This window comes from Rhodococcus sp. p52, from assembly GCF_000763325.2.
GTDB lineage: Bacteria > Actinomycetota > Actinomycetes > Mycobacteriales > Mycobacteriaceae > Rhodococcus > Rhodococcus pyridinivorans.
Genome location: NZ_CP016819.1, coordinates 4225226 through 4241828 on the forward strand (window position 1 = coordinate 4225226; position 16603 = coordinate 4241828).

Consider the following 16603-nt stretch of genomic DNA (forward strand, 5'->3'; position numbering starts at 1 on the left):
ACCGGAATTGCCGTATTCGAGGTTTTCGACTTAGGATCGAAAACATGACACATGGTAACCCCCGCCACGAAGTGCTCATCGCCGTGTTCCAGGTTCGCCGCTTCCCGGACGCCTCGGGAGCCCTCCGCGAGGAGCCCGAACTCGGGGTGCTGCTGTGGCAGCGGGCCCTCGATCCGCAGGTCGGCACGTGGTCGCTCCCCGGCGGCCAACTACGCAACGACGAGGACCTCACGACGTCGGCGAGGCGGCAACTGGCGGAGAAGGTCGACGTCCGCAAGGTCGCGCACCTCGAACAGCTGTCGGTCTTCTCCGACCCGGATCGGGTGCCGGGACCGCGCACGATCGCGTCGACCTATCTCGGTCTGATCCCCCTCACCTCGGATCCCCAGCTGCCGTCCGATACGGCCTGGCATCCGGTCTCGGACCTTCCCGCGATGTCCTTCGACCACGGGGTGATGGTGGCGAACGCCCATGCGCGCCTTGCCGCGAAGCTGTCGTACACGAACATCGCATTCGGCCTCGCACCGGCGGAGTTCTCGATGTCCACGCTGCGCGACATCTATTGCGCTGCATTGGGTTACGAGGTGGATGCCACCAATCTCCAACGGGTGCTGGCGCGCCGGAACGTGCTCACCCGCACCGGCAACACCGCACCGTCCGGCAAAGCGGGAGGTCGCCCCCCGGCGCTCTACCGCTTCACCGATTCCAGGCTGCGCGTGACGGACGAATTCGCCGCCCTGCGACCGCCGGTGTGAACCTCCCGGAGGAGATCAGAAAGGCCGTCCCATGATGACCTCGAGCAACTGCAGCGGCATCGCCAGGAAGGCCGACCCGACGAACAGCGCCGAGCGCAGCGGGTCGCCCGCCAGATAACCTTCGCGGATCCATTCCAGAACATCGACCGAACCCATGCTGCCCCTCCCCTGATCGTCATGTGATTCCGACGTGTGTGTCGGACAAGAGGAGTCGTACGTTACAGATCGGCGGACCGGTCGCCCTCGGCCGAGCGCGTCAGGCCGGAGAGAACGGTCTCGACCAGTGTGCGGACATAGCCGTCCGACGGGGGCTCGCCGGCGGTCGACCACTTCTGAGCGACAGGCGCGAACAACATGTCCACGGCGACATCGAGATCGAGGTCGTCCGGCAGTTGCCCCGCACTCTGCGCGGCCCGGAGCCTGGCCTTCTTCATCTCCCGCATCGGCGCGTCGAGGCGGTGTTCGTATTCCGCTGCGAGTTCGGGGTCTTCGAGTACCGCCACGGTCAACGCTCGCAGGGGGACGGCGAACGTCGGATCACGCAGCTCCGCCACGGTGGCCTGCAGCACCGCGACGAGGTCCGCGCGGAGGTCGCCGGTGTCGGGCAGCGCGGCCTCGTCTCCGGCATCGCCCTGCGTGTGTGCCAGATACGCGTCGAGGAGCACGGCTCCCTTCGACGGCCACCAGCGATAGATCGTCTGCTTTCCCACGCCGGCCCGGGCGGCGATCGCCTCGATACCGAGTTTCGAGTAGCCGACCTCGGCGACCAGGCCGAAAGCGGCATCGAGGATCGCTTTCCGCGAGGCGGGGTTCCGCCGGGAGTGTCCGGTTTCGGGGCGTGGGGGCATGGGACGACGATATCTCATCGAGACGAGACGTTGCGTCTTGACAGGCGCCCTTCGGAGGGTCATCCTCGAATGAACGAGACGGACCGTCTCGTCTCACTCAGGAGATATGCATTGAAGGCCCAACCGACGACCGCGTCCCCCACCACCCCCGGCGTCCGTCCCCGCACCTGGTTGATCACCGGCGCGAGCCGCGGCCTGGGCAGGGAGTTCGCCCGTGCGGCGCTGTCGAGAGGCGACAACGTCGTGGCCGTCTCCCGATCGATCGAATCGGCCGATCTCCCCCGGGATCCGGAACGTCTCCTCCGACTCCCGGCCGACGTCACCGACCGCACGGCGGTGTTCGCCGCTTTCGACACCGCCCGCGAGCATTTCGGAGGCCTCGACATCGTCGTCGACAACGCGGGCACCATGGCCTACGGATTCGTCGAGGAGTTCACCGAGGAGCAGGCGCGTGCACAGTTCGAGACGAACTTCTTCGGAGCGATGTGGGTCAGCCAGGCCGCCATGGCGGCCTTCCGGAGCCGAGGGCGCGGGCATCTCGTGCAGATCTCGAGCATCGGGGGCGTACTGAGCGGGCCCGGCACAGGGCTGTACAGCGCGAGCAAGTTCGCCCTCGAAGGACTCAGTGAAGCCCTGGCTCTCGAGGCCGCGCATTTCGGCATCGACGTCACGATCGTCGAGCCGGGCGGCTACTGGACCGACCTCTATACCACCATGACGGTGAGCGCTCCGCGATCGGACTACGACTCGCTGCGAGCCGAGATCGAAAAGCAGAGCGCGTCCACGAGCATCGACAGCCACCCCGCCCTGGCCGCGCGGGCACTGCTCGAGGTCGTCGATGCCGACCGACCGCCGCGACGCATCGTCCTGGGCAGCGCCGTCCTGGATGCGGCCGTGGCCGCCACCCGGGAGAAGATTGCCACCTGGCTCGAGTGGGAGTCGGTGAGCCGTGCCGCGGAGGACGCCGTACCGGCACCGGAATCCTCGGGTGGGGCACGATCCGCGATCTAGAATGGGTGGATCGTGTGTCGGGCGGAGCACAGGTCGGGTGATCCCATGAACGTCGACGACATCTGGAACGCGATCGACGAGCAGCGCGTACGCACCGCCGATCTGCTGGAGCAACTGACCGACGACGAGTGGAGCCGGCCGTCGCTGTGCGAGGGCTGGACCGTGCGCGACGTCGCGGCCCACCTCACGCTACAGCAGCTCACCGTGGTCGACCTCGTTCGGATGGCGCTGCGTCATCCCGGTGGCGTGAACACGATCATCCGTGAGTCCTCCCGGCACCGCGCCCGACAGCCGACGGCCGAGTTGATCGCCGATCTCCGGGGAATGATCGGCTCCCGCCGGCACAATGTGGGCATCACCCCGCTCGAGACGATGGTCGATCTGCTCGTCCACGGCCAGGACATCGCGATACCCCTGCAGCGCGACCTGCCGATGCCGCCGGACGCCGCAACAGCGGGCGCCACTCGGTTGTGGTCCACCCGCGGCACCGGGAAGGCCCGTGTCTTCGCCGACCTCCCGCTCGACGGATTCCGTCTCACCGCAACCGATGCCGAGTGGTCCTCCGGTTCCGGACCCGAGGTGCGGGGACCGATCTCCGCGATCCTGCTGCTGCTCTCGGGCCGTCGCGCGGGGTTGTCCCGATTGGAGGGCGACGGCGCCGGGGAACTGCGCCGCCGGCTGGCGCACGCGTGATGGCACGATGGAGGCATGAGTGCCGACACCCGCGTCCTGTGGACCATCGGCCACTGGACGTGTCCGCAGTCCGTCCTGCTCGACACGCTGACCTCGGCCGACATCGAACTCGTCGTCGACGTACGGAAGATGCCCGGTTCGCGCCGCAGCCCACAGTTCGACGCCGACGAGATGCCCTCCTGGCTCGACAGCGCCGGGATCGGCTATCTGCACCTCACCGAACTCGGCGGCAGGCGGCCGAAGCAGAAGGGCATCGATCCGGCCGTCAACGCGGGCTGGAAGAACGCGAGTTTCAAGAACTACGCCGATTACACCCTCACCGACGACTTCGAGGCCGGATTGGAGCGCCTTACCGAACTGGCCGAGCATCGGCACGTCGCGATCATGTGCGGCGAGCCGATGCCGTGGCGCTGTCACCGACTGTTGATCGCGAACACCCTCGCCGCACGGGGATGGACCGTCGTGCATCTCGTCAACAACGCGAAGCCGCGACAGCACGAACTGGGACAGTGGGGCGCGACGCCGTCGGTGGGTTCCGACGGGATCGTGACCTATCCTGCCGAAGAACGTGAGCTCCCGTAGCGTTCCGAGCCTCGCAGAGGCCCGCGTGCTCGCCCCGCCCGGGAGACAGCGACAACACGCATCATCCGAGATCCCGTGAGTAGTGCACGGCGAGGGCTTCCGCCCCCGACGGAGTGACGGTCCGGGTTCGGTCACCGCGGATGTAACCACACCGCTCGAGCACGCGCTGTGATGCTTCGTTCTCGGGGAGGGTGCGCGCGGTCAGGCGAAGTAATCCGCTGCGCCGCGCGAACTCGGCCGCAAGTTCGAGTGCATCGGCAGCGAGCCCTTTCCCACGACCGTGCGGATGCAACCAGAATCCGACTTCTGCCTCCTCGTCGGCGATGTCGAACAACACCAGGCTGCCGGCAAAGCGATCGGTCTCCGGATCGGCGATCGTCAGTACGGCCAGATCTCCGCGCTCCAGCCCGTGCCGAATCTCGCCGTCTATCAACGCTGCGACGGACGCTTCCGTATACGCCGGTTCGGGCAGGTGCGCGTACCGGCGCACGAGTGGATCTGCCGTCCCGGCGGCGTAGGCGGCCGCGTCGTCGCCGATCATCGCCCGCAGCTGTGCTCGGTCGTTGCGTAACGGCAGCAGTCGAGTATTCAGTATGCACACGAAGCTACATCGTTCGGTCGCCGTAACTTTCGCGAATCGGTCGCACAGTCGGCCCGGCACGATCCGAGACGCGCCACGGTAGGTCAGCGTTGTTCGCTCATCACCGAGTCGACGGTCCCGTGGCGCGAGCACCGTGCCCACCACCCGTCCGGCGCGATCTGGACGATCATCCGGCGACCGCACTGCGCGCAGAAGCGCGGCGGTTCGAGCCCGAGTTGCACTGCTGTGGAACGGGTTCGGATCGTCCCGTCGACGATCGCTTCGCCGGTGAACGGATCGAACATCAGATCGTCTCGCCGAGGGCCTTGATCGGCATCTTGAGTTCGCCGAGCAGATCGAGGTCGGTCTCTGCCGGTCGGCCGAGCGTGGTGAGGTAGTTGCCGACGATGACGGCGTTGATCCCGCCGAGGATCCCCTTCTGCGCGCCGAGGTCGCCGAGCGTGATCTCGCGGCCACCGGCGAACCGGAGGATGGTGCGCGGCAACGCCAATCGGAAGGCCGCCACCGCCTTGAGCGCCTCGGTGGCGGGCAGCACCTCGAGATCCCCGAAAGGGGTGCCGGGGCGCGGATTGAGGAAGTTCAGCGGTACCTCGTCGGGTTCGAGCGCCGCGAGGTCGGCTGCGAATTCGGCTCGCTGCTCGACGGTTTCACCCATTCCGAGGATGCCTCCGCAGCACACCTCCATACCCGCCTCGCGGACCATGCGCAGCGTCTCGAAGCGCTCCTCCCAGGTGTGGGTGGTGACGACATTCGGGAAGTGCGAGCGGGCGGTCTCGAGGTTGTGGTTGTAGCGGTGCACACCCATCGCGACGAGTCGGTCGACCTGTTCCTGGGTGAGCATGCCGAGCGAGCACGCGATCTGGATGTCGACCTCGTTGCGGATCGCCTCGATACCGGCCGCGACCTGCGCGAGGAGGCGTTCGTCGGGTCCGCGCACGGCCGCGACGATGCAGAACTCGGTCGCCCCGGTCTTGGCGGTCTGCTTCGCGGCCTCGACGAGCGACGGGATGTCGAGCCGGGCGGCCCGCACCGGGGAGGCGAACAGGCCGGACTGCGAGCAGAAATGGCAGTCCTCGGGGCAGCCACCGGTCTTGAGGCTGATGATCCCCTCGACCTCCACCTCCGGTCCGCACCACGCCATGCGCACGTCGTGGGCGACCGCCAGCAGGTCGTCGATGCGATCGTCCGGCAGCTGCAGGACCTCGAGGGTCTGGTCGCGGTCGAAACCGATGCCGCGACGGAGCACCTGGTCGCGAGCGATGTCGAGGATGTCGGTGCGGGCGGGCGCCTGGGTCACTGCCGTCTCCTGGGGTGGCGAGAACTTGAACATCGTTCAATTGAACAGCGTTCAGGTTAGGGCGAAGCGTCCGATAGTGTCAAAGGCACGAATCCTTCGGTCGGATCCCCGGTGGCGCTGTACCGCCGCGGGCAGCAGGAGAAGCGGGAGCAGAAGAGCAGTGCAGTTGCGACGCGGCGACGTCCTCGACGGCGCCATGGCGATCCTCGACGAGTACGGACTCGGCGACCTGACGATGCGCAAGCTCGCGTCGTCGCTCGGCGTCCAGCCCGGCGCGTTGTACTGGCACTTCCCGAACAAGCAGACCCTGCTCGGCGCCATGGCGGACCGCATCCTCGATGGTGTCGACGAGCCGCCCGCGAGCGATGCCTGGGACGACGCCCTCTCCGAGCTGGCGCACCGTTTCCGCGCCGCGCTGCTCGCCCATCGCGACGGCGCCGAACTCGTCGCCTCGAGCTACGCCTCCCGGCTGACCACTTCCCGGGCCCGCGACGCCTTCGTGGCCACCGCCGAACGCGCGGGTCTGTCCCGGGCGTACGCCGAACTGACCGGCTACGCGCTGCTGCACTACGTGCTCGGCCACACCGTCGACGAGCAGTCCCGCGCGCAACTCGAGCAACTCGGTGCGCTCACGCGCGCACCTCTCTCCCCCGATGTCGCGACCGAACAGCCGGCCGAGGCCGACGACGACCTGCTCGACGGCGACCCCGCCGTCCGGTTCGAATTCGGTCTGCGGTTGTTCGTCGACGGCATCCGCGCACGTCTGGAGACCCGTGCGACATCCTGATCCCGCCGTTCCTGTCGGACCCGTCTCCTACCTTCGACGCTCGTGACCGCCCCCTGGACCCTCCAGCAGATCAACGCCGTCGCGCCCGATCCGTCCTCGATGACGGCTGCGCGCGGCGTCGCCTCCGCATGGCTCGAGACCGGCCACGACACCACCGCCCTGTGGGGACTGTGCCGCGGACGCGGCACCACGCCGTACCGCACGGCGATCGACCCGAGCGCTCCCGCCTACACGTGCACGTGCCCGAGCCGGAAGCTGCCCTGCAAGCACGCCCTGTCACTGCTCGTGCGCTGGTCCGAGGGTGCCGTGCCGGCCGCGCAGGCGCCCGACTTCGTGACCGGATGGCTCGCCGCCCGCATCGCGTCCACCACACTTCCCGCCCCGGCGGACGAGCCGGTCAAGGCGCCCGACCCTGCGACCGCCCGGCGTCGCGCCGAGCGGGTCGCGGCAGGACTCGACGACCTCGACCGCTGGCTCACCGACCGCATCCGGCACGGCCTCGGGGCGGTGGATCACGGCTACGACATCTACGAGGCGATCGCTGCCCGCATGGTGGATGCCCAGGCTCCCGGCGCGGCGTCGGCACTGCGCGCTCTGGCCGCCGTCGTGAACGACGAAACCGATTGGCCCGCCAGTCTGCTCGAAGAGTATGCGCGCCTGCACCTCATGGCCGTGGCGTACCGGCAGCGCGACGAGCTGCCGAGGCCGCTCCTGCGTGCGCTGCAGACCCATCTCGGTTTCGGCACCCGCAGCGAGGAGGTCCGCGCCGAAACGGCTGTGCGCGACCGCTGGCAGGTCCTCGCCGTGCGCGTCACCGAGGAGAGCCGGATGTTCGCCCGCAAGACGTGGCTTCGGGGGAGGTCGAGCGGACGCTGGGCGATCCTGCTCGACTTCGCTCACGGCACAGCGCGTTTCGCCACGCCCCTCCCCTTCCCCGGTTCGCTGGTCGACGCCGATCTGCACTTCTCCCCCGGCGCGGCCCCACTGCGAGCCGTACTCGGCCGGCAGCACGGGGAGACGGAGCCGTTCACGACCCTGCCCGCCACCGGACTCGACGCTGCACTGGACGAGTACGCCCGCATGCGCGGAGCAGATCCGTGGTTGCGCACCTGGCCCGTCCTGCTCGACGCGGTCACTCCCACCGACAGCGAGGACGGCTGGTACGTCGTCGACCCGTCCGGACGGGCGCTGCCGCTGGCCGGTGACGACGACAGCCGCTGGCGGCTGCACGCCGTCGCGGGAGGCCGTCCCGTGACGGTCTGCGGCGACTGGGACGGAACCGCTCTCACTCCCGTCTCACTGTTCACCGGAGGACAGGTGATGACCTGGTGACCGCCTTGCCCGAATCGCTGACGGCCGCAGCACTTCTCGGAACGGCACGCTCCGCTCCGGAGTTCGGCGCGCTGCACACGGCCGGTGCCGCGGGCGAACTCGCCGGAGACCCCGCCGCGACACTGCTCGCCGCTGCCGCCTTGGAGGCGACCTTCCTCACCGCCGCGACCGTGCCGGTGATCCGCGAGCTGCCGTCGCCGGCCCCGGACGACGACCGTCCCGTCCTGCCCGGCGCGGCTGCCGAACGCCTGCGCGCGCTGCTCGCCGTCCGCTCCCCGCTACTCGACGAATGGTTCGAGGTGGCGGCCCGGCTCCGCGCGTCGCACGACATCGTGGTCGACCTGCTGATCGTCGCGACCACCGACGCGGTGCACCGCGACCGGCTGATCGCTCTCACCGGCGCCCGCGGGCGCTGGGTGGCCGCGCGCCACCCGGAATGGGCCGATCTGCTGCCACCCGACCCGCTCGACGACACGCCCTGGCACGTCGGTCCGCCCGCCCGGCGACGCCGATGGTTCGAGGTGCTCCGCGCGCACGATCCGGCCGCGGCGACAGCCACGCTCGCGGCGTCATGGGGTGCGCAGACCGCCGCCCAGCGGGCCGAGCTCGTCGCCCTGCTCGCGGTCGGTCTCGGCCCGCACGACGAAGACCTGCTCGAGCGCGCCCTCGACGACCGTAGCCGCAAGGTTCGCGCCGTCGCGCTCGACCTTCTTCCCCGCCTCCCCGACTCCGCGTTCGCGCGACGCATGGCCGAACGAGTGCGGCAATGGCTGCTCGTCGACGGCTCGACCGTCACCCTCGCCGTCCCCGAACGGCCGGACGAGAGCGCACTCCGCGACGGTCTCTCCGACGGTCCGGCCCGCGATCTGCTGGTGGCGGCAGTCGCGGCCGCTCCGCTGTCGGTGTGGCGCGAGCACGTCGGAGACGGGGTGCTGCCGGAGTTCGACGTCGACGACGCCCTCCGCACGGCACTGACGGACGCGTGGGGCCGCGCGGCGGTCCGGCAACGCGACAGCGGATGGGCCGCGGCGTTGCTGCGACGCGACGGCACCGGCGACACATCGGTCGCCCGGGTCGTACCTCGCGACATCCTGCTCACGCACCTGCGCGAGGCGTCGCCGCCCGCGGTTCTCGACGACGCGTTGCTCGCCGCGCTCCCGGCGCCGTGGCCGCGCGATGTCGCCGAGAAGGTGCTCACCGCGCTGTACACGAAGCTGACGACCACCCGTCTGGTGAGCGACGTCCTGACGCTGCTCGCCCACCGGGCACCGTTCGAGCTGGCCGATCTGCTGGCCGACGCCGCGAACCGCACCGACGATCTCGGTCGCCTGCACCTGTTCGCGAGCGCAGCCGACACCCTGCCCCTCCGCAAGACGATCCACGAGGAGCTGAGTTGACCGACTTCGAGTCGACCCCTGCAGTTGTCGGCACCGACGAGGCCGCGATGCCCGAGACGGGCACGTCCGAGACCGCCGGGTCCGGCACCGACCTGCTGCGCCCACACGCCGAGCAGCAGTACGCGCACGAACTCGCGGCGCTCGCGCGACTCGACGACCGGCTGCGCCCGCCGTCGTGGCAACTCTCCCCGTGGGCGGTGGTGACCTATCTGCTCGGCGGCGAACTGCCCGACGGCACCGTGATCACCCCGAAGTACGTCGGTCCGCGCCGGTTGATCGAGGTTGCCGTGGCGACCCTGGCGACCGACCGGGCACTGTTGCTGCTCGGTGTGCCGGGTACCGCGAAGACCTGGGTGTCGGAGCATCTCGCCGCCGCGATCAGCGGTTCGTCGACCCGGCTCGTGCAGGGAACGGCGGGTACGACCGAGGAGTCGGTGCGGTACGGCTGGAACTACGCGCGGTTGCTCGCCGAAGGGCCGAGCGCCGACGCGCTGGTCGCCTCCCCGGTCATGACCGCGATGCGCGACGGCGCCGTGGCACGGATCGAGGAACTCACGCGCATCCCCGCTGACGTGCAGGATGCGCTGATCACCGTCCTGTCGGAGAAGACGCTTCCCGTCCCCGAACTCGGCATCGAGGTGCAGGCGACGAAGGGGTTCAACGTCATCGCCACCGCCAACGACCGCGACCGCGGGGTCAACGACCTGTCGTCCGCGCTGCGTCGACGGTTCAACACCGTCGTGTTGCCGTTGCCGGCGAGCGAGGAGGACGAGGTCTCGATCGTCACCCGCCGCGTCGAACAGCTCGGCACCGCACTCGAACTTCCCACCGTGCCTGCGGCCGCGGAGGAGATCCGCCGCGTCGTCACGGTGTTCCGGGAGTTGCGCAGCGGCGTCACCACCGACGGCCGGACCAAGCTGAAGTCCCCGTCGGGCACGCTGTCCACCGCCGAGGCGATCTCGGTGGTCACGGGCGGCCTGGCGTTGTCGGCGCACTTCGGTGACGGGGTGCTTCGGCCCTCCGACGTTGCGGCCGGAATCCTGGGGTCGGTGGTCAAGGACCCTGTCTCCGATCGGGTGGTCTGGAACGAATATCTCGAGGCCGTCGTCCGAGAACGCGGCGACTGGACCGACTTCTACCGGGCGTGCCGGGAGATCACCGGGTGACCGACGCTCTCTTCGACCGCGCGGATGCGCCCGCGGAGATCCGGGTCTTCGGGATCCGGCACCACGGGCCGGGTTCGGCGCGTGCGGTCCTGCAGGCACTCGCGGAGTTCGAACCCGACACCGTCCTCATCGAGGGTCCGTCGGACGCCGATCCGGTGCTCCCGCTCACCGTGGCCGACGACATGGTGCCGCCGGTGGCATTGCTGGCCTACGCACGCGACGAACCGGCGCGGGCGGCGTTCTGGCCGTTCGCGGCCTTCTCCCCCGAATGGCAGGCCCTGCGCTGGGCGTACCTGCACGATGCCGACGTGCGGTTCTGCGACCTTCCGGCGTCGATGTCGCTCGGCGCGGAGCGCGAGGTCGGCGACCGCGCGACCGACAACCTGCTCGGCATACTCGCCCGCGCCGGCGGATACTCCGACTTCGAGCAGTGGTGGGACGCGGTGGTAGAGCACGGCACCGCACAGGCCTTCGACGAGATCACGGACGCGATGCGCGCGCTGCGCGAGGACGTCGGGATCGACGACCACACCGCGCGACGCGAGGCGCACATGCGGCAGGTGCTGCGCGCGACGGTCAAGGCCGGGGCCCGCGCGATCGCCGTGGTGTGCGGAGCGATGCACGCACCCGCACTGACCGGCCGGCTCGGACCGGCAGCGCCCGACGCGCGCCTGCTCAAGGGCATGCCCAAGGTCAAGACCACCCTCACGTGGGTGCCGTGGAGCCACTCCCGGTTGTCGCTGTCGTCGGGCTACGGCGCCGGCATCACCTCACCCGGCTGGTACCACCACCTGTTCACACAGCCCGCGGACACGACCGCACGCTGGTTCACCCGCGTGGCCCGTGTCCTGCGCGAGGAGGATCTACCCGTCTCGAGCGCCCACATCATCGAGGCGACACGTCTCGCCGACACGCTCGCGGCGTTGCGCGGTCGCGCGGTGGCCGGACTCGACGAGGTCGTCGAGGCGACGCGGTCGGTGCTGTGCGACGGCGACGACGTCCTGCTCGGTCTCGTCTCCCGCCGGCTCGTCGTCGGTGAGGCACTCGGTTCCGTCTCCGAGGACACCCCCACCGTCCCGCTCGACACCGACCTGCAGCGGAATGCGAAGTCGTTGCGTCTCAAGCGGTCCGCCGAAGCCAGGCATCTCGATCTGGACCTGCGCCGGGAGATCGACGTCGCCCGGTCGCGACTGCTGCACCGCCTGGCGCTGCTCGGTATCGACTGGGGTAGACCGGCGGAGAGCGAGGTGCGCTCGACCGGCACCTTCCGCGAGACCTGGACGCTGCGGTGGGAACCGGAGTTGTCGGTGGCGATCGTCGAGGCGTCGCGGTGGGGCACGACGGTGGAATCCGCAGCGGGCGCCACAGTGGCCGACCGTGCCACTCGTTCCGGGATCGCGCTCGCCGACCTCACCGAACTGCTCGAACGGGCGTTGCTCGCCGACCTGCGGACCACGATCCCGTCGCTGGTGACGGCGATCGACGCGGCGGCTGCACTCGATCACGATGTGCTGCACCTGATGAGCGCCCTGCCGACCCTCGTGCGCACCGTCCGTTACGGCGATGTGCGGGGCACCGATCTGTCCTCCCTGGAACATGTCTGCGACGCCCTGCTCGCGCGTGTGTGCGCCGGTCTCCCGGCGGCGGTCACCGGTCTCGACCACGACGCCGCCGATGCACTGCGCACCGCGATCGACGACGTGCATCTCGCTCTCGCGCTGCGTGAGGACCCGACCGCGACCGTCCGATGGCTCGACACACTGACGTCGGTGAGCGAGCGTGACGACATCGACGGTCTGCTCGTCGGCCGCACCACCCGGATGCTGCGCGACACCGGCCGACTCGGCGAGTACGAGGCGTCCGTGCGGGTCGCGCGAGCGTTGTCGGTGGGGTCATCGGCACCCGCGAAGGCGCGCTGGATCGACGGGTTCCTCGGCGGGGGCGGACTCCTGCTCGTCCACGACAGCGCACTGTTCGATCTCGTCGACGAGTGGATCAGCGGTCTCACCGACGACGATTTCGTCGACGTCCTGCCCGTCCTCCGGCGCACCTTCGGGTCGTTCGCCTTCGGTGAGCGACGCCTGCTCGGGCAGACGGTGCGGGGCGAACGCACCCGCCGCACGGAGGCACCGCCCGCCGTGGATCGCGGCCGGATCGCCCTGACCGCCACCGCGTCGATCCTGGGAGTGTCGGCATGACAACCGAATCCGGAGACACCGAACGTTTGCGCCGCTGGCGGCTCGCACTCGGCGAGGCCGCCGAGGACTCGACGGGCTCCCTGTCCTCGGCCGACGACAGCGCCATGGACGCCGCGCTCGCCGCGCTGTACGACACCGCGCCCGGCGACGGCACCGCACCGCGCACCGCAGGTCTCGGCGCGTCCGCGCCCCGGGTGGCGCGCTGGCTCGGCGACATCCGCACCTACTTCCCGACATCCGTCGTCCAGGTGATGCAGCGCGACGCGGTGGATCGGCTCGGGTTGACCCGGCTGCTCCTCGAACCCGAGATGCTCGAAGCCGTCGAACCGGACGTGCATCTCGTGGGCACGTTGCTGAGCCTGAACCGCGTGATGCCGGAGACCACCAAGGCGACGGCACGGACGGTCGTCGAGAAGGTCGTGCGCGAGATCGAGGCTCGCATCGCGCAGCACACCCGTGCCGCCGTCACGGGTGCGCTCGACCGGTCGTCGCGGACGTCGAACCCGAAACTCCGCGACATCGACTGGGATCGCACGATCCGCGCGAACCTGGCCCACTACCTGCCGGAGCATCGCACGGTGGTGCCCGAGAAGCTGGTGGGCTACGGGCGCCGCTCCCAGGCGGTGAAACGCGACGTGGTGCTCGCGGTGGACCAGTCCGGGTCGATGGCGTCGAGCGTGGTGTACGCGTCGGTGTTCGCGGCGGTCCTGGCGTCGATGCGGGCACTGCGCACCTCGTTGGTCGTCTTCGACACCGCGGTGGTGGACCTGACCGACAAGCTCGCCGACCCGGTGGACGTGCTGTTCGGCACCCAGCTCGGCGGCGGCACCGACATCAATCGGGCGATCGCCTACAGCAGGTCGCTGATCACGCGCCCGGCCGATTCGCTGTTCGTGCTCATCTCGGATCTGTACGAGGGCGGCATCCGCGCCGAGATGCTCTCGCGCATCCGGGAGATGCTCGCCGCGGGTGTGCAGGTCGTGGTGTTGCTGGCTCTGTCCGACGACGGGGCGCCGTCCTTCGACCGCGACAACGCGGCGGCACTCGCCGAACTCGGAGTTCCTGCCTTCGCGTGCACGCCCGACCGTTTCCCGGAACTGCTCGCCGTCGCGCTCGAGCGGGGTGACGTCGGACGCTGGTCGCAGTCGTTCTGACCGCCTGACCGACCCGAACTGCGTGAGGATCCGGGTTCAGTGGGCCGGTTTTTCCGACGAGTCGACCGCCGCGTCACCGTCCTCCTCGGCGTACCGTTCGAGCAGCGCGATCTCGGCCGAGCGTGAGGGGAACGCAAGGGCCACCAGCGCCGCTCCGACCAGCACGATCGCGATCGCGGCCGTGTAGGCGCGGGTGTCGCCGTCGAGGAAGGCCGACCGCGCGGCCTCGATGATCTGCTGCGCGTACTGCGGATAGTGCTCGGCGATCCCGACGGCACCCGCGAACGACTTCTCCAGTGCGGTCTCGGTCTGCTCGTCGACGGCCGTGGCCTGAGGACTCGCCGCGATCGTCGCGGCGAGGGAGGCCGAGTATCCGGCGGTGAGCAGGGCGCCGAGGATCGACTGGACGATCGCGCCACCGAGATCGCGTTGCAGATCGGCCGTGCCGGAGGCCATCCCGGCACGGGCGACCGGCACCGAGCCGGTGAGCGAATGCGAGGCCGGGGTACCGGCGAGACCGACACCGGCTCCGAGACACATGTATCCGAGGGCGATCACCCAGTAATGCGCGTCCTCGTCCCAGAGCATCAGTGCGACGACGAGTCCGGCCACGATCGCCACGTAACCGGACAGCAGCGTGAAACGGGAGCCGCGCGACCCGACGAGTTTCGCCGACTGCGGCGCCACCAGCACCATCACGAAAGCGGCGGGCAGCGCCGCCGATCCAGCTGCGAGAGTCGAGTAGCCGAGCACGTTCTGCAGGTACTGCTGACTGATGTACATCGTGCCCATCAGGGTGCCGAACACGATGATGCCCGCGACGGCCGCGACCCAGAACACGCGACGCCGGGCGACCCGCAGGTCGAACAGGGGGTTCGCCGCTCGCAGCTGGCGCATGACGAAGAGGATCACCGCGACGAGAGCGATCACGAGAGCGGACACCGCGATGGTCTCCATCCCGTCGACGGGCACGAAGTTGATGCCGAGGACGAGCGAGCCGACCAACACGATCGAGACCACACCGCCGAGATGATCGACCGGATCGGTCGATTCGTTGACGTGACTGGGCACGAATATCCAGGTCAGGGCGAAAGCGATCAGCGCGAGCGGAATCGTCACCAGGAAAACCGAACCCCAGAAGAACTGTTCGAGCAGGGTGCCGGCGACGAGCGGGCCGAGCGCGGTCAGGCCACCACCGATCGACGACCACAACGCGATCGCGCGCGTGCGGGCTGCGCCCGACCACAGTGCAGTGATCAGGGCCAAGGTGGTGGGGAACGCCAGACCGGCGGAGAGACCGCCGAGCACCCGCGCCGCGAACAGCACCTCGGTGCTCGGCGCGAACCCGGCGACCGCCGAGGCGGGAACCGACAACGCCATGCCGAGCAGCAGCATCGTCTTGCGTCCGTAACGGTCGCCGACGGCACCGAGGTAGAGCACGGACGCGGCGAGACCGACGGAATAGCCGACTGCGACGAGGTTGAGCTGGGTCTGGCTCGCGTCGAACGCCTTCCCGATGTCGGGCAGTGCCACGTTCGCGACGGCGAGGTTCGAATTCGCCACGGCGGCGACGAGGATCAAGGAGGCCAGCACCGGTTTCGCCCGTGCCGGCCGACCGTCGTCAGGTCGGGTCACGGACACATAGTGCGCGCTCGAGCGGCTGCCCTGCGCGGTTTCCGGCGGGGTTTCACCTTCGGTCACCCCGCCGGGTTAGGATCGCCTCACTTGTTGTTCGACAGACTCGAGGCCCGTCATGACACGCCGATCCGCTGCGTTGCTCCGTTCCGCCGCTCTGTTCACGGCCACCGCGATCGTGCTGACCGCGTGCGGATCGTCCGACACGGAGTCCGACTCCGGTTCGGCACCGGCCGACGGCGCCTTCCCCGTCACGGTCGACACGAAGTTCGGGGAGGGCACCATCGAGTCCGCCCCCGAACGCGTCGCGGCTCTGGGCTGGGGCGACGCCGAAACTGCACTGGCACTCGGCGTTCAGCCGGTGGCGGCGAGTGACTGGCTCGCCTTCGGCGGCGACGGCGTGGGGCCGTGGGCGCAGGGGCTGTACGACTCGCCGCCGGAGCTCATCGGCACGATCGAGCCGTCCTTCGAGATGCTCGCGGCGCAGGAGCCCGATCTGATCCTCGACACCAAGAGTTCCGGTGAGCCGGCCCGCTACGAGACGCTGTCGGGGATCGCCCCGACCGTCGGCGGCCCGGAAGGCAGCGACGCCTACCTCACGTCGCTCGACGACCAGGTGGCCACCGTGGCAGCGGCGCTCGGTGTCCCGGACAAGGGTGCCGAACTGCTGTCGCAGATCGACGCGGATTTCGCGCAGGCCGCCGCCGACAATCCCGAGTTCGCGGGCAAGACCGTCACCGTCGCCTCCTACACGTCGGAGGGGTGGGGCGCCTACGTCGTCGGCGACTCGCGCGTCGACTTCATGACCGAGCTCGGCTTCGTGAACAATCCGCAGGTGCAGGCCGCGGCGACGGACGATTTCTTCATCACCGTCTCCGACGAGAACCTGGGCATGCTCGACTCCGACCTGCTGATCGTGCTGCCGATCTACGTGCCGGCCGCCGAGGTGACCGACAATCCGGTCTTCCAGCAGATCCCGGCGGTGCGCGACGGCCGGTTCCTCGTGCTCGACAGCGATTCCGACATCTCCGCGGCGTTCTCGACGAACTCGGTGCTGTCGGTGCCGTTCGCGCTCGACGAACTGGTTCCGCTGGTCGCCGAACGCGTGAACTGAGCCGGTCCCTGCGTCCGGCCCGGTCCCTGCTCC

17 protein-coding genes are annotated in these 16603 nt (G+C 69.5%); 11 read left to right on the forward strand and 6 right to left on the reverse strand.

The window, feature by feature from the left end; genetic code table 11:
• Nucleotides 1–44: 44 nt before the first annotated feature.
• Nucleotides 45–755, forward strand: coding sequence for an NUDIX hydrolase (locus tag IM25_RS19495; RefSeq protein ID WP_065996276.1), 711 nt, complete (start codon nt 45–47; stop codon nt 753–755).
• A gap of 15 nt (nt 756–770) precedes the next feature.
• On the opposite strand, the gene IM25_RS26530 is transcribed toward IM25_RS19495, so the two are convergent.
• Nucleotides 771–911, reverse strand: a complete 141-nt coding sequence (locus tag IM25_RS26530) for a hypothetical protein (RefSeq protein WP_197481773.1) — start codon at nt 909–911, stop codon at nt 771–773.
• 62 nt (nt 912–973) lie between these two features.
• Entirely contained in the window at nt 974–1603 is a 630-nt protein-coding gene (locus IM25_RS19500; protein WP_033097631.1) for a TetR/AcrR family transcriptional regulator, read from the reverse strand.
• A gap of 111 nt (nt 1604–1714) precedes the next feature.
• Between IM25_RS19500 and IM25_RS19505 the strand changes: the two genes are divergently transcribed.
• From IM25_RS19505 to IM25_RS19515, 3 genes are read left to right on the forward strand one after another with little or no spacing between them, the layout of a single operon-like run.
• A complete protein-coding gene (locus tag IM25_RS19505) occupies nt 1715–2614 on the forward strand; it encodes an SDR family NAD(P)-dependent oxidoreductase (protein WP_033097691.1) in 900 nt (299 codons plus the stop codon).
• A gap of 45 nt (nt 2615–2659) precedes the next feature.
• Nucleotides 2660–3307: a maleylpyruvate isomerase family mycothiol-dependent enzyme gene (locus IM25_RS19510; RefSeq protein ID WP_006554088.1), complete on the forward strand. Its 648-nt coding sequence runs from the start codon at nt 2660–2662 to the stop codon at nt 3305–3307.
• Nucleotides 3308–3322: 15 nt separating this feature from the next.
• Nucleotides 3323–3889, forward strand: coding sequence for a DUF488 domain-containing protein (locus IM25_RS19515; RefSeq protein ID WP_006554089.1), 567 nt, complete (start codon nt 3323–3325; stop codon nt 3887–3889).
• A 61-nt stretch (nt 3890–3950) separates the two neighbouring features.
• Here the strand turns inward: IM25_RS19515 and IM25_RS19520 are convergent, their stop codons facing one another.
• From IM25_RS19520 to bioB, 3 genes are all read right to left on the reverse strand, one after another.
• Nucleotides 3951–4490 (reverse strand): GNAT family N-acetyltransferase, encoded by a 540-nt coding sequence (locus tag IM25_RS19520; RefSeq protein ID WP_231911915.1) that lies wholly within the window; start codon nt 4488–4490, stop codon nt 3951–3953.
• Nucleotides 4491–4573: 83 nt separating this feature from the next.
• On the reverse strand, nt 4574–4774 hold the full coding sequence (bsaP, locus tag IM25_RS19525) for a biotin synthase auxiliary protein BsaP (protein WP_006554091.1): 201 nt from the start codon (nt 4772–4774) through the stop codon (nt 4574–4576).
• Nucleotides 4774–5787 carry a biotin synthase BioB gene (gene bioB / locus IM25_RS19530; RefSeq protein ID WP_019289721.1) on the reverse strand — a complete coding sequence of 338 codons (1014 nt, stop codon included), beginning with the start codon at nt 5785–5787 and terminating at the stop codon, nt 4774–4776. The genes bsaP and bioB overlap by 1 nt, the downstream gene beginning before the upstream one ends.
• A 160-nt stretch (nt 5788–5947) precedes the next feature.
• On the opposite strand from bioB, the gene IM25_RS19535 reads away from it, so the two are divergent.
• The 6 genes from IM25_RS19535 to IM25_RS19560 are packed head-to-tail and all read left to right on the forward strand — an operon-like array spanning nt 5948 to nt 13821.
• The gene (locus IM25_RS19535) at nt 5948–6574 is read left to right on the forward strand and encodes a TetR/AcrR family transcriptional regulator C-terminal domain-containing protein (protein WP_006554093.1); all 627 of its coding nucleotides are present in this window, start codon (nt 5948–5950) and stop codon (nt 6572–6574) included.
• Nucleotides 6575–6616: 42 nt separating this feature from the next.
• Nucleotides 6617–7906 (forward strand): SWIM zinc finger family protein, encoded by a 1290-nt coding sequence (locus IM25_RS19540; RefSeq protein WP_065996277.1) that lies wholly within the window; start codon nt 6617–6619, stop codon nt 7904–7906.
• The gene (locus IM25_RS19545; protein WP_065996279.1) at nt 7903–9303 is read left to right on the forward strand and encodes a DUF5691 domain-containing protein; all 1401 of its coding nucleotides are present in this window, start codon (nt 7903–7905) and stop codon (nt 9301–9303) included. Before IM25_RS19540 ends, IM25_RS19545 begins: the two co-directional genes overlap by 4 nt.
• Before the next feature lie 47 nt (nt 9304–9350).
• Entirely contained in the window at nt 9351–10469 is a 1119-nt protein-coding gene (locus IM25_RS19550) for an ATP-binding protein (RefSeq protein WP_033097689.1), read from the forward strand.
• Entirely contained in the window at nt 10466–12667 is a 2202-nt protein-coding gene (locus IM25_RS19555) for a DUF5682 family protein (RefSeq protein ID WP_033097628.1), read from the forward strand. The genes IM25_RS19550 and IM25_RS19555 overlap by 4 nt, the downstream gene beginning before the upstream one ends.
• Nucleotides 12664–13821, forward strand: coding sequence for a VWA domain-containing protein (locus IM25_RS19560; RefSeq protein WP_033097627.1), 1158 nt, complete (start codon nt 12664–12666; stop codon nt 13819–13821). Before IM25_RS19555 ends, IM25_RS19560 begins: the two co-directional genes overlap by 4 nt.
• 36 nt (nt 13822–13857) lie before the next feature.
• Here IM25_RS19560 and IM25_RS19565 read toward each other — a convergent pair whose 3' ends face one another.
• Nucleotides 13858–15456, reverse strand: coding sequence for an MFS transporter (locus IM25_RS19565; RefSeq protein ID WP_033097688.1), 1599 nt, complete (start codon nt 15454–15456; stop codon nt 13858–13860).
• Nucleotides 15457–15574: 118 nt separating this feature from the next.
• On the opposite strand from IM25_RS19565, the gene IM25_RS19570 reads away from it, so the two are divergent.
• Nucleotides 15575–16570 carry an iron-siderophore ABC transporter substrate-binding protein gene (locus IM25_RS19570; RefSeq protein WP_052040083.1) on the forward strand — a complete coding sequence of 332 codons (996 nt, stop codon included), beginning with the start codon at nt 15575–15577 and terminating at the stop codon, nt 16568–16570.
• The last annotated feature ends 33 nt before the right edge of the window (nt 16571–16603 follow it).

Excerpts from the sequence above, each read along its gene's own strand:
- IM25_RS19550 (WP_033097689.1), top strand. The coding sequence starts at position 9,351 with ATGCCCGAGACGGGCACGTCCGAGACCGCCGGGTCCGGCACCGACCTG.
- bsaP (WP_006554091.1), bottom strand. The coding sequence starts at position 4,774 with ATGTTCGATCCGTTCACCGGCGAAGCGATCGTCGACGGGACGATCCGA.
- IM25_RS19500 (WP_033097631.1), bottom strand. The coding sequence starts at position 1,603 with ATGCCCCCACGCCCCGAAACCGGACACTCCCGGCGGAACCCCGCCTCG.
- IM25_RS19515 (WP_006554089.1), top strand. The coding sequence starts at position 3,323 with ATGAGTGCCGACACCCGCGTCCTGTGGACCATCGGCCACTGGACGTGT.
- IM25_RS19570 (WP_052040083.1), top strand. The coding sequence starts at position 15,575 with ATGACACGCCGATCCGCTGCGTTGCTCCGTTCCGCCGCTCTGTTCACG.
- IM25_RS19510 (WP_006554088.1), top strand. The coding sequence starts at position 2,660 with ATGAACGTCGACGACATCTGGAACGCGATCGACGAGCAGCGCGTACGC.
- IM25_RS19495 (WP_065996276.1), top strand. The coding sequence starts at position 45 with ATGACACATGGTAACCCCCGCCACGAAGTGCTCATCGCCGTGTTCCAG.
- IM25_RS19560 (WP_033097627.1), top strand. The coding sequence starts at position 12,664 with ATGACAACCGAATCCGGAGACACCGAACGTTTGCGCCGCTGGCGGCTC.
- IM25_RS26530 (WP_197481773.1), bottom strand. The coding sequence starts at position 911 with ATGGGTTCGGTCGATGTTCTGGAATGGATCCGCGAAGGTTATCTGGCG.